A 13,288-nucleotide genomic window follows, 5' to 3' on the forward strand; every position below is an offset into this window, starting at 1 on the left:
GCAAGAACTAGACAAGATGAAAAACGAGGATGTCCCGCCGGCTACCACCGGCGGGACATCAGCTTCATCGGTATGGTCTTCTAATTTAGAAGGAACCAACCCTGCAGTCCGTTGCTCCGTAATCGTTGCTTGAACCCCAAATCGAAATACTGGCATCGCCATCCAAGTTCGATGCAGACGCTGCAGTAAAACCTACATCTGTTGTCGTACTCGCGGCACCATTTAGCATAGTCCCACCTGTCATACCAGCAGTACACGCCGCAACCGGCAGTGTAGCCCCTGTGGCAACCCCTTCCACCGCATACCGATAAAAGGTATTGCCGGTGGCGACAAAGCCAATATCTCTAAAGTTGCCTAGGAAGGTACCGCCAGTGACGCAAAAGTTGGTAGCACCGACGGCAGCATTTCCAGGCCAAGGAAGACTCACTGTTTTAGTGCTAGCGGCGACAGTCGGGCCCTCGGCGCTGATCCCGAGGTAACAACCACGCTCGGCCTGGAACGCGATTTCAGAGGTTCTGATCGCCTGCAGATTCGTCTTGGCCTCTGCCTGCCGCGACTTCATCTGATACTGCAGGAAGTTCGGGATCGCGATGGCGGCCAAGATACCGATGATCGCCACCACGATCATCAACTCGATCAGGGTAAAACCCTTGTTACTGCGTAATGCCTTCATGATGACCCTCCTTTGTTGACTCACCTTCTGCCCCTCCGTTCATTGCCTTTGTACGAGCCGCATTGTTGGTGGGGTGAGGAAGCACCTTTCATGCCGATTGGGCGGGATTCGGTCATCATGTATTTTCATATACTTAGAGAAATGCCATAGCGTCGCCTGACACAGAATCATACAGTGGCTCCATAGATTGATACTTACGGACAAGATTTGGCACCGCAAAACGACGGAGGGATAGAACTTTGACAGAGGGGAAAAAGGGAAACTCTTGACAGGGTGGTTACTTAGGATTGACCGTATTTTGTGAAACCCGACGCTGAGCTTCGCGGACCCGCTCTTCCAAGGTCGGATCGCCAAAACCACGCTCCTTGTAGCGGTCGATCAATTTCGCATTTGAGGGGTCCAGTTCCAGGGAATGGAGCCACGCTTCCTTGGCTTCCTGGGAAAGATTTTGCTTTAGGTAGATCTCCCCGAGGTGTTCATAAATCACGGGATCATCTTTGACCAATGTCGCCGCCCTGGTGATCTCGGCTTTCGCATCATCCAAACGTCCCATTTTGAAGAGGGCCCAGGCCAGGCTATCCACATAATATCCGTTGTCCGGCTTCAACGAGACGGCTCGCTGCGTGAGTTCGACGGCCTCGGGAATCTTGATGCCCCGGTCCGCATAGGTATATCCAAGATAGTTCAACGTATCGGCGTGCTTGGGGTCCAATTTGAGGGCCGACTCCATTGTACGCACGACGTCATCGAACCGATTCAGCTTGTCATACACCGTCCCCAGGTTGAAATGAAGATCTGGATTGGCGGGATTGTAGCGAATGCCCTCTTCAAAGGCTTGCGAGGCTAAGGCGTACTGCTCGGACTGCAAGTAGGTGAGCCCTAACAAGAGATGGGCATCCGACTGTTTTGGGTTCTGCTTGACGACTTCAACCAGATGTGGGATCGCCTCCGCGGATTGTTTCAGCCGATAATAGAGGAATCCCAAATGGAGATGGCCATCGGTATACGTTGGCTGGACCTTCAGATTGGCTTGATAGGCTTCAATGGCTTTGTCGTACTCCTTGACCTCCTCGTACATGAGGCCCAGGTAATCCCGCACGCGAAGCTCAGCGGGCCGCACCGACAGAACCTTCGTCAATTGTGCAATTGCCTTGGGATATTCCTTCAGCTCTCCGTAGACCAGTCCGACCCGAAGCTGCGCGTCCAAATCATCGGGGTCCTCCCGTAACAACGTATCTAGTTCTCCCAACGCATCGCGGTACGCCTTTTCTTGGAGGTACAGCCGGATTAGGTGATGCCGCATTTCTTTGCTCTGCGGATTGATCACTTGTAAATATTTACGATAAACCCGAATAGCGCCGGGCCGGTCTTGTTGGGTCTCATAGAGGGCCGCTAACGCCATATACGCCGGTTCGAAATGCGGATTGATCTGAATGGCTTGATCCAAGTGTCGAATAGCGCGGTCAAACTGTTTCGCTTCAATCTCGATTCGCCCCAAATAGTAATAGCCAATGGGAGAATCCTTGGAGCGCTCAATGCCTTGTTCAAACGCTCGTTCCGCCTCGTCCACGCGTTTAAGATTGACGAGCAGGACGCCCTTTGAAAAATAGGCTTCGCTTTGGTCGCGATCCAACTCGATCGCACGGTCGTACATTCGCAATGCTTTTTCGTTCTGCCCTGCCTTCGCGTAAATACCTGCCATGAGAACGTGCAACTGTCCGTCGCGGCTCCCGGCTAGTGCAAGCTGGTCGGCGATGTCCACGGCATGTGTCACCTCGCCAAGAGAAAAATACAACACCGCCAGCCGAGACTTGATGTAGACGGAAGAAGGATCACTCCGAAGCGCCAGCTGGTATTCCCGAATGGCGCTTGCAGTGTCCTGATTCAGCTCCGCTTCATAACCGAGCAAGAAATGGTAATAAGCGCGCGAGTCTCTAGGCAGAGAGGCGGGTGTCGACGGTGCATGGATCGGCTGGGACGTGGAGGCGACACGCGTTTCCGCCGCCGGGACCGTTGAACAGGACGTCACCGTTGCGAACAGGACCGTAAGCGGCAAGGCAATCCTCACCCACCTCGCCCGTGCCGAGAAAGCCACGTAGACAGAGCTGCTCATCGCGTAACCTCTACATTGATGATGAGTGGGGAAGGGAGTCAGCGCGTCACATCTGAATTATAAGGTTGGCGAAAGAGGGTGTCAAACAGTATGGTGCTCCTCGAGGTTGTCAAATTTGGCGAATCTATCCAAGAAGACCAATTGTCGGTCGCCGGTTGGACCATTGCGATGCTTTCTGACCAAAATATCGGCGATCCCTTTCTTCTCGGACTCCGGGTCATACACGTCATCACGATAAATAAAGATGACCAGATCCGCATCCTGCTCAATCGCGCCGCTCTCGCGTAAGTCTGCCAGCATAGGAATGGGTGGTTTCCTGGCTTCCACCGCGCGACTGAGCTGAGAGAGTGCGACGACCGGAACATTGAGTTCCTTCGCCAACGCTTTCAATGAACGAGAAATATCCGAAATTTCCTGTTGGCGCGACTCCGCGTCGCTTCGCCCCTGCATCAATTGCAGATAATCCACGATGAGCAGATCGAGACGTTTCTGTTCTGCCTTGAGACGCCTCGCCTTCCCCCGCATTTGCTGGACGGTGAGAGCACCGGAGTCATCGATAAATATGTTGGCTTGTTCGAGCTTGCCGGCGGCTTCGGCAAGACGCCACCAATCCTCTTTTTGCAGTCTTCCGGTTCGAAGCGCATGGGAATCGACCCGGGCTTCAGAACTGAGCATCCGAAGGACAAGCTGCGCCTTCGACATTTCAAGGCTAAACACCCCAACGACATGGCCATGCTTGATGGCCGCGTGCTGCGCCATCCCCAAAGCCAGACTGGTTTTTCCCATGCTTGGACGCGCCGCAATGATGATGAGATCCGACGGCTGCAAGCCGGCGGTAATTTCGTCGATCTCCACGAACCCCGTCGGAATCCCGGTCACCGTATTGTGATCCCGCTTGGAGAGCACATCGACGTAATCCAGGCTTTCCTTGATAATCTCTTTAACTCGAATAAACGAACGCCCAAGCTTGCCCTGAGCCAGGCTGAAGACGGATCGTTCCGCAAAATCCAAGAGGTCGTCAACCGGCGCCGCTTCATCATAGCCACGTGAAATAATGTCGGTAGACGTCGTGATGAGACCGCGGAGCAGCGCTTTATCGCGAACAATCCGGCAATGATATTTAATATTTGCGGCGGTCGGCACCACTTGCAACAATTCCGCAAGATACGCAGATCCCCCCACGGCTTCCAACTCGCTCTTAATCTTGAGGTGTTCCGTAAGGGTGATATGATCGATGACCTCTCCTTGGTCCGAGAGGTCCAACATGGCAAGGTAGATTTTCCGGTGCGAGGTTCGATAAAAGTCCTCATCGGTAATCAACTCCATGGCCTTTGCCATGGCAGGATTATCCAGCAGGATGGCGCCCAGTATGCATTGCTCTGCTTCAAGATTCTGGGGAGGTAGCCGAGGCTCGGACTGATCCGAGCGACCGATCGCCATGGATTTCATCGCCATACGACAACCTTTGAAAGACTAAGGACGAAGGAGGCTCGGAAGTTCTTTGACTTTGACGGTCCGCTGCAGAACTTTCGGCGAGGCTGAGACGATCAACACCTCATCGGAGGATAGGTCCGCACTACCGACTAACGCAGTTATCTGCGCCTCCAACCGCTTGCCTTCGTCGAGCATGAGACGGAGCGCTTGCGGGCTGTTCCCGGTCGAGCGCCCAAGCACGACACGATAGCCGCCTTGCCGGAGTGCACGTGCCACTTCAAAGGCCTGCGCTTGCCGGTCGGACCCGCTGCAGATCAGACAATGCACACCGGACGTAACCGGCTCACCGTCGACCGACTCCATACTTTGGAATAACCGATCGACGTCGAAGGCAAACCCGGTTGAGGGAAGATCACGCCCGAACCGTCCAATCAAATGGTTGTACCGACCGCCACCGCCGATTTCATAACCCAAGCCCTTGGCAAAGACTTCAAACACTAAGCCGTCATAGTATTCAAAGTCCCTGAATTCTCCCAGGTCCATCAAAAGGCGATCGTTCAAATCTGAGTCGGACAACAATTCGTAGACCCGTGTCAACCGGTCCAGGGCCGCGCGCAAAGCCGGGTCTCGACCTGCCAGCACACGGCCCCGTGCCAGCACTTCCTCTTTGCCATACAAGCCAGGCGTCTCCAGGATGGCCCGAGCTTGTGCAGTGGCGACGTGCTCGTCCTGAAAAATTTCCTCGAGCCGTGGTAAGTCCTTTCGTGCTGCCGCTTGCTCGGCCCGTTTTTGTCCCTCAACCGACAGCCCCGATTTAGCGAGCAGCGCTTTGAAGAAACCGACATGCCCGAGTGATATTTTAAAATCGTGCAGCCCCAGTTGCTGTAGACAATCGCCCATGAGTGTAATCATCTCTGCATCGGCGGCCACTGTGTCAGTCCCGATAAGTTCGGCACCCACCTGGAAGATTTCACGTTCCCGTCCGGCATGTTCGGGCTCATAGCGAAACACCGTCGTCCGATAACACAATCGCAGCGGCATCTGCGATCCGACCATTCCCATGGCAACGATTCTTGCGATCTGCGCCGTGACGTCCGGACGCAACAGGAGAATTCGACCGGTAGTGCGGTCGGAGAATTTGTAACATTTTTCGATGAGGTCCGGCTCAAGCCCGGTTTGAAGGACATCAAGATATTCAAACGTCGGCGGAATAATCTCTTGATAACCCCATCGCCCAAGGGTGGTCAGCAACACATCTTCCACATGGCGCACGCGCTTGGCCGTATGCGGCAGAATGGTCGCCATGCCGACAGGGATAAGGGAACGGTCGTGTTTCTGGTGCTGGAGAGGTACCGAAGGGCCGAGCCGCTTCCGAGAGCGATGGGATGATGATGAGGGCGCCATCGTAAAAGAAGCGCGGCTATTCCGCTCTGGACAGATCGGCCAGTGTAACTGAAAGAATATGCTGCCCGCGTTTGATCGTCTCGACAATGCCGCCGGGCAAGGGCGCATCTAATCCGATGATCAGCAATGCGTTCCCGCCCCGTTCTTCACGAGAACATTGCATCCTGGCAATATTGATATTGTGCTCGCCGAGTACTTGGCCGACCGCTCCAATGACTCCCGGCTTATCGACGTTGAGAATCAGCAGCATATGGCCTACGGGCACGACTTCCACTTGGAAGTTATCGATCTCAATCACACGAGCTTCTTTTCGATGGAAGAGAGTACCGGCCAGCCGATGCGCCTTCTTGCCGGCATCCACCCGCACGCGAATCACGCTCGTGAAATTTCCGGCATCGCTACTCTTGACTTCCTTGACCTCGATCCCGCGTTCCTTTGCAATGACGGGTGCATTCACATAATTCACGGCGTCTTCTAAAATCGGCGTCAGTAAGCCCTTCAACACCGCAATCGTGAGCGGCGCCACGGACAACGACGCCACTTCACCGCTGTACTCAACCGTCACCCGCTCTAACGCACCCTCATACAATTGCGCCTGAAGGAGCCCGAGCTTCTCTGCCAGCGTCAAATAGGGGTGCAACGTGGGGAGCACCTCGGGCGGGACGGATGGAATATTCACGGCACCACGCGCAATCCCTTTCGAGAAGTAATCCACGATCTGTTCCGCAATCCCGATCGCCACGTTTTCCTGTGCTTCGGTCGTGGAAGCACCTATGTGAGGCGTGCAGATAAAATTATCCAATGCCAGAAGAGGGTGATCCGGCTTCACCGGCTCCTCATCGAAGACATCAAAGGCCGCCGCCGCCACTTTTTTCGACTTCAAGGCTTCGGCCAAATCCAGCTCATTCACGATGCCGCCTCGGGCACAATTCACAATCATAACGCCGGGCTTCATCTGCGCAATCGCGGCCGCATTGATCAGCGATTTGGTTTCAGCCGTCAATGGAGTATGCACTGAAATCACATCTGCTCGTCTGAAGAGCTCAGGAAGATCCACGATCTCGACCCCCATCTTTCGGGCCCGCTCTTCCGCCATGTATGGATCATAGGCAATGACGTTCATGGCGATACCTTGTGCCAGCTTGGCGAGATATCCGCCGATCTGCCCGATTCCGACGATACCCAGCGTCTTGTTGTACAGTTCGACGCCCATGAACTTTTCTTTTTCCCATTTTCCGGCCTTCATGGAAGCTGTCGCTTGGGGGATTCGCCGCGTCATTGCACAGAGCATGGACATGGTATGTTCGGCAGTGGTGACGGTGTTCCCACCCGGCGTATTCATGACGACAATGCCACGCCTGGTGGCAGCCTGTGTATCGACATTGTCCAAGCCGGACCCGGCTCGGCCGATGACTTTGAGGTTCTCAGCGGCCGCAATGACCTCGGCAGTCACTTTGGTGCCCGATCTGATGATCAATCCATCGTAGGTCTTGATTTCTTTGAGCAGCTCATCTTTCGAGAGCTTGGTCTTCACATCGACGGTAAAACCCGCCTTCTGCAAGATTTCGACACCTTGTTTCGACAGGCTGTCACTCACCAATATCTTCACATCTGCCTCAATTGAAAGAGAAGGTTTTTGCCGACGTCCTTACGCCAGGAGAAGTTCTTGCGCCTTGGCGACCCCGCTGCCCAATTTCACCGAATGCCCCAACCCCTTCAGCACCATTTCGACGGCGGCCAGCGCCGTGATGACATCGAAGCTGTCCATGTAGCCCATGTGCGACAGGCGAAAGATCTTTCCCTTCAGATGGTCCTGACCCCCGGCTGCGGTCATGCCATACTGCACACGAAGGTTTTTATAAATCGCTTGGCCATCTACGCCGTCCGGCGAACAGATGGCCGTCAAGGCGTCACTAGGGGATTCTTTTGGAAAAAGAGACAGCCCGGCGGCCTTCACTCCTTCGCGCATGGCGTTGGCCAGTCGTCCCTGCCTGAGAAATACATTCTCCAAGCCTTCGGCTTTCAGCATTTTCAAGACTTCCTGCAAACCTAGAATCATCGACACGGCCGGAGTATACGCGGTTTGATTTTTGACCTGCGACTCTCGTTCCTTCTTTAGATTAAAGTAGAAGGCCGCATTCTTTGCCTTTTCCGCCATCTGCCAGGCTTTCTCGCTGACGCTGACAAAGGCAAGCCCTGGAGGGAGCATCAGCGCCTTTTGCGACCCCGTGATGACGACATCGACGCCCCACGCATCCGTCTGAATATCGAACACACCCAGTGCGGTAATCGCATCCACGACGAGGATCGTCCCCTCATATGGCTTCACAATTTCAGCCAGCGCTTTAGTCGGATGCGCGACACCGGTCGACGTTTCGCTGGCTTGAACAAACACTGCCTTGATGGAAGGATCCTTTTTCAAGGCGTCCGCAACAGCCTGGGGATTCACGGCATGTCCCCACTCGACTTTGATTTCAACGACCTGAACGCCGAAGGTTTTGCACAGCTTTCCCCATCGCTCACCAAACTTTCCGCCATTGACAACGAGGGCTTTGTCGCCCGGAGAAAGGAAGTTTGAGACAGACCCTTCCATTCCACCGGTGCCGGAGGATGCCAAGATGAGAACGTCATTGGTCGTTTGAAAAAGCCACTTCAAATCCTCGCGGACCTCACCAAAAATTTGGGCAAATTCAGGTGCTCGGTGATGAATGATCGGCCTAGCCATCGCCAGTAAGACTTCAGGCGGGACAGGGGTCGGTCCTGGGGCCAACAGATAACGCTTCAGCATCGTCGTTCTCTCCTTGCCATGACAATCAACCAGGCTATTCCTGGGTTGAAGAAAGGCGTTACGCTACCATACGGCCCATGCACTGTCAAGGCACACAAGGGCTTAGAAGTTCATAATTTCAGCAGGTTGCAACAATCAATTGAGAGTTTTTCTGTCGTTCGGTCCACAAGTCGGTGGGAAGCTGACATGCAATAAGCCCGACAGTTCCTTGACAATAGGTGGGTGCGCCGCTACCCTACGGGCTATTAACCGTAGGTAGGTCGTTCATTGAAGGTAGGAGCTGTATTGTGTTCTTTGACGCTAAAGGTTGGCTTCCGTATACACTCCTGATCACGACGCCCCTTCTGGCCGGCGTGGTTGTTATTGGGAACTGCTCGTTAGCCGAAGCAGGACGGCTATCGACGGAGGACTGGTCATTCACGACAGAGCTATTGGCGGACGATGAGTCGAGCGAAACAACGTCTGCAGAAGCCGTTCAAGACGGTGCAGACTTAGAAAGCGGCTCCCCCTCCTTAGAAGTCAAATCGGGTCTAGGCTTGGAAGGAGCACTGACGTTACAACCCCCATTCCTCTTGCCATGGCGATTTGCAGACACGTTTAAAGCCGACGGGGAAAACCTTTCTATTCAGACAGAGCTGGATTCCATCATGACGGAGGGATCCATTCTTAATCTCCCCATTGTTCGCAATGATAAAGTCGAAAGTCACATACGTTTTTTTCATATTGCGATTCGCAATCGATTCGAGCAGTGGCTCATTCGATTAGGCCACTATAAGCCGATTGTCGAAAACATCTTCTCTGAGTTCAACCTCCCCAGTGACCTGGTCTACTTATCTCTTGTGGAAAGCGGTTTCAACCCTCATGCCTATTCGCGTGCCCGGGCCACGGGACCCTGGCAGTTCATGAAAGGGACCGCAATCCTTTATGGGCTGCGTGTCGATCAGTATGTGGATGAACGGCGGGATCCCATCAAATCCACAATCGCAGCGGCTCGTTATCTGCGTGATTTGTATGACATGTTCGGGGCATGGCCACTCGCAATGGCAGCGTACAATGCCGGAGAAGGCAAGGTCATGCGCGCTCTACAAAAAAGCCGAGCTGACAGCTTTTGGGAAATCGCTCAAACGAAACATATCCGTCGAGAAACAAAAGAGTATGTCCCCAGATTTATGGCTGCGACCATTATCGCTAAGAATCCCGACCAATACGGGTTTATTCAGGAACCACCGGCTCCTCATCAATTTGAAGAAGTGATTGTTCATCGATCCATTCACCTTCAAAATTTGGCCGTCGCGGCCGGCATTTCGTTTACTGAGTTAAGCCGCCTGAATCCAGAGCTACGGCGGGATGTAACCCCCCCGGACGACCAGAACTACCACCTGAAGGTGCCGGTCGGAAGCCGAGGCGCCGTTGTCCAAGTAATGGATAAGCTTCCAACATGGAAACCCACTCCCCTCCTGGTCAAAAAAGGGAAGAATCGAAGCGAATCAAGCGGGACATATCGAGTGCAGGGTGGCGACTCGCTTTGGACGATTGCCAAGCGCTTCAATCTCTCCGTGGCCCAACTCAAGGCTCGTAATAGTGTGACGGCACGTGGCATCAAGCCAGGCGATCTCCTCACCATCGGTTCAGGTCATTAACCCCCAGACAGTCTTCACCGTACCTTCTGTATCTATTTTTTAGGTTCAGTCGATGGAGCCTGAGGTGCCGTGCCGGTCGTTCCGGTAGGGGCGGACGTCGATGTTTTCATTTCTAACGCTTTCGCTCGGACGGTGGCCTCGCCTGCAAAAGGAGAGTTAGGGTAGGTCTTTGTCAAATCTTGATAGCGAGCCAAGGCGCCTTCGGGACGAGATTGGGCTTCTTCTATTTTCCCTAATTCGTATAATACTTGGTCTTTATTCAGCGTCCCGGGCATATCCAATGCAGCGACAAAGACTTTCGTCGCGGCTTCCCGGTCGCCTTTTATCAAATGAGCATAGCCAAGCCGCTGAAGGACCATCCCAAGGAGCGGCTTATTCTCGTTATACAGGGCGACATATTTCTGATAGGCCTCGATCGCCCCGGTTATATCATTCGCTTGTACCAATGCATTTCCTAACTGAAAGAGGGCTAACGGAGCGCTCGAACTTCGTGGATATTGATCCAGGAGCTGCCGGTAGAGGGTAATGGCGTGCTTGAGGTTTTGGTCAGCTTGCTGAGGCTTATCAACCGGCCGATCCAGATACAATCGGGTCGCCTGCTGTTCCAATTCCACAGCCTGCTGTGCGTTTCGATGATCCAACCACACCACCACGCCGACGATCACGATAGCAATCACCAGCACGCCCGACACAATGAAGATCTGTCGGCTGCGTTGTTGCAGGGTGAGTCCGACTCGTTCGAGTCCACTCAAGAGATGGGCTTCATCAGTGGGAATGCTTCTTGTCGGCATTTTGATGCGATATGTCATAGTGGGACGCCTTATACAAGGTTGCCTGATCGGTTGTCAAACGAGCGCAATCTTCCAAGATTGACTCTTCTTTTGGCCGCAGTATAGCGTACCACACTCATCCGACCAAGCAACGGAATACACCATGTTTGATGACAAACTGCGTGCCTTAGAGGAGCAACACCTGCTTCGCCATCTACGCGCGATCGACTCCGCGCCCGGCCCGACTGTCGTGATTGACGGTAGGACTGTCATCCTCATGGCCTCAAACGATTATCTCGGATTAGCCACCCATCCTGCACTGAAACAAGCGGCGATCGAGGCAACCGAACGGTTCGGAGTCGGATCAGGCGCGTCGCGGCTTATTTCCGGCACATTACCTCCGCACAGAGAACTCGAATGCACACTAGCGGACTTCAAGCATACAGAATCCGCACTCGTGTTTTCCTCCGGATATTCAGCAAATGTCGGGCTGATTCCAGCCTTGATTGATTCCACCGGACTCATTTTTGCCGATCGACTTTCTCATGCCAGTCTCATTGATGGAAGCCGTTTGAGCGGGGCAGAATTTCGTGTCTTTCGGCATGGTGATATGAGGCAGCTCCATGACTTGCTGAGCAGACGTTCCTCCCGCCGTAAGACGCTCATCGTGACCGAAGGAATCTTTAGCATGGACGGCGATGCCGCTCCGCTCGCCGAGATGGCGGATCTGGCGGCACGATATGGCGCGCAGTTGCTGGTGGACGACGCGCATGGTACCGGCGTGATGGGCTGCGGAGGGCGCGGCACAATTGAGCATTATGGCCTAGAATCACGGATTCCCTTTCACATGGGCACGCTCAGTAAAGCGTTCGGCACCAGCGGTGCGTACATCGTCGGCCCGGAGGGTCTCACGCATTATCTCGTGAACCGCGCCAGGTCCATGATGTTCTCTACCGCTCCGCCGCCTGCAACGGCGGCCGCAGCGGCAGTCGCCATCCGAGTTCTTCAGTCCGAGCCTCAACGACTGGCTCGGCTGTGGGAGAACCAACGATATTTCGTCGAAAGGCTTCGGACATTGGGATTTCACCTCACGCAGACCATCAGTCCGATCATCCCCGTCGTGATTGGGAACGCTGAAAAGGCCGAGGCTTTTGCAACGCGTCTCCTCGAACTCGGCGTCTATGCGCCTGCCATTCGTCCGCCAACCGTCCCTAAAGACACCTGTCGTATTCGAGCTACCGTCACGTCCGAACACACCCGCTGCCAGCTCGACGAGGTCCTCAGCGCATTCGCGACAGCCGGCGAGGAATTAGGCCTGCTCGCGTAGACAGAACCGAAAGGCGCGTTATACTTACAGAAGCCTATGGCCTAATTCTTAAGGATACGTCTGCCGACAGGAGGAATGATGGACATCGCTCAATTACTGGGTTTCGGCGTGCAGCAAGGCGCGTCGGACTGCCATTTAAGCGCCGGCGAACCACCTATGTTGCGGCTTAATGGAGAAATTAAAAAACTTGACCATCCGGCGCTCAGCAAGCAAGAAGTCCATGCGATGGTCTATGACATGATGAACGACGCTCAACGTCGCGCCTTTGAAGAACATCATGAGTGCGACTTCTCGTTCGAGATGGGGGATATCGCCCGCTTTCGGGTCAACGTCTTCATGCAGCGGCGTGGAGAAGGCGCCGTCTTCCGGACTATTCCGACGAAAATTCTTCCCCTTGAACAGCTGAACATGCCGCCGATCGTTCGGCAGCTATGTGACAAGGAGAAAGGATTGATCCTTGTCACCGGTCCGACCGGTTCCGGAAAATCGACGACACTCGCAGCCATGATCAACTATCTCAACGAAACCTATGAAGGCCACATTCTGACCATCGAAGACCCCATCGAGTTCGTCCACAGATCCAAAAAATGTCTGATCAACCAGCGTGAGCTGGGGTCCCATACTCATTCCTTTGCCAATGCCCTGAAATCGGCGCTGCGTGAAGACCCCGATATTATTTTGGTCGGCGAGATGCGGGACCTAGAGACGATACAGCTGGCATTGACCGCCGCCGAGACGGGTCATTTAGTTTTTGGAACTTTACATACCTCCAGTGCCTACAAGACCGTCGACCGGGTGATCGACGTGTTTCCTCCGAACCAACAGGCGCAAATCCGTGCCCAATTTTCTGAATCGATCGAAGGCGTCATGACGCAAACCTTGGTGAAGAAAAAGACCGGCGGTCGTGTGGCCGCGCTGGAAATTATGACGGCCACCACGGCGGTGCGAAACCTTATCCGCGAGGCAAAACTCCACCAGATCCCCGGCATCATGCAGGCCAGTCAAAAGGACGGCATGCAAACCATGGACATGGCGCTGCTCGACCTGACGTCGCGAGGCGTCATTACGAAGGCCGAGGCACAGTCTCGCAGCATGAACCCCAACCTCTTTGCCGGCACCGCTATGGGCATCGCCTAACA

General features: G+C 54.2%; 10 protein-coding genes. 3 read left to right on the plus strand and 7 right to left on the minus strand.

Annotation, left to right across the window (positions count from 1 at the left end; all coding sequences use genetic code 11):
* Positions 1–85: 85 nt before the first annotated feature.
* The 6 genes from ACWHYZ_RS20485 to ACWHYZ_RS20510 form a co-directional block, all read right to left on the minus strand.
* Positions 86–673 carry a type IV pilin protein gene (locus ACWHYZ_RS20485; RefSeq protein ID WP_447984520.1) on the minus strand — a complete coding sequence of 196 codons (588 nt, stop codon included), beginning with the start codon at positions 671–673 and terminating at the stop codon, positions 86–88.
* 277 nt (positions 674–950) lie between these two features.
* Entirely contained in the window at positions 951–2,786 is a 1,836-nt protein-coding gene (locus ACWHYZ_RS20490; protein ID WP_447984521.1) for a tetratricopeptide repeat protein, read from the minus strand.
* Between the two features lie 81 nt (positions 2,787–2,867).
* Positions 2,868–4,241: a replicative DNA helicase gene (gene dnaB / locus ACWHYZ_RS20495; RefSeq protein ID WP_447984522.1), complete on the minus strand. Its 1,374-nt coding sequence runs from the start codon at positions 4,239–4,241 to the stop codon at positions 2,868–2,870.
* An 18-nt stretch (positions 4,242–4,259) separates the two neighbouring features.
* Positions 4,260–5,525, minus strand: coding sequence for an ATP phosphoribosyltransferase regulatory subunit (gene hisZ, locus ACWHYZ_RS20500; protein WP_447984523.1), 1,266 nt, complete (start codon positions 5,523–5,525; stop codon positions 4,260–4,262).
* Between the two features lie 115 nt (positions 5,526–5,640).
* Positions 5,641–7,233, minus strand: a complete 1,593-nt coding sequence (serA, locus tag ACWHYZ_RS20505; RefSeq protein ID WP_447984524.1) for a phosphoglycerate dehydrogenase — start codon at positions 7,231–7,233, stop codon at positions 5,641–5,643.
* Positions 7,234–7,272: 39 nt separating this feature from the next.
* Complete coding sequence (locus ACWHYZ_RS20510; RefSeq protein WP_447984525.1) at positions 7,273–8,412, minus strand: pyridoxal-phosphate-dependent aminotransferase family protein; 1,140 nt, start codon at positions 8,410–8,412, stop codon at positions 7,273–7,275.
* A 287-nt stretch (positions 8,413–8,699) separates the two neighbouring features.
* Between ACWHYZ_RS20510 and ACWHYZ_RS20515 the strand changes: the two genes are divergently transcribed.
* Complete coding sequence (locus ACWHYZ_RS20515; protein ID WP_447984526.1) at positions 8,700–10,052, plus strand: transglycosylase SLT domain-containing protein; 1,353 nt, start codon at positions 8,700–8,702, stop codon at positions 10,050–10,052.
* 32 nt (positions 10,053–10,084) lie between these two features.
* Here ACWHYZ_RS20515 and ACWHYZ_RS20520 read toward each other — a convergent pair whose 3' ends face one another.
* Entirely contained in the window at positions 10,085–10,861 is a 777-nt protein-coding gene (locus ACWHYZ_RS20520) for a tetratricopeptide repeat protein (protein ID WP_447984527.1), read from the minus strand.
* A 124-nt stretch (positions 10,862–10,985) separates the two neighbouring features.
* Between ACWHYZ_RS20520 and bioF the strand changes: the two genes are divergently transcribed.
* Together bioF and ACWHYZ_RS20530 are read left to right on the plus strand one after the other, a co-directional pair.
* The gene (bioF, locus tag ACWHYZ_RS20525; RefSeq protein WP_447984528.1) at positions 10,986–12,149 is read left to right on the plus strand and encodes an 8-amino-7-oxononanoate synthase; all 1,164 of its coding nucleotides are present in this window, start codon (positions 10,986–10,988) and stop codon (positions 12,147–12,149) included.
* A 78-nt stretch (positions 12,150–12,227) separates the two neighbouring features.
* Positions 12,228–13,286, plus strand: a complete 1,059-nt coding sequence (locus ACWHYZ_RS20530; protein WP_447987623.1) for a type IV pilus twitching motility protein PilT — start codon at positions 12,228–12,230, stop codon at positions 13,284–13,286.
* Positions 13,287–13,288: the final 2 nt, after the last annotated feature.

The organism is Nitrospira sp. Nam74 (genome assembly GCF_965152615.1).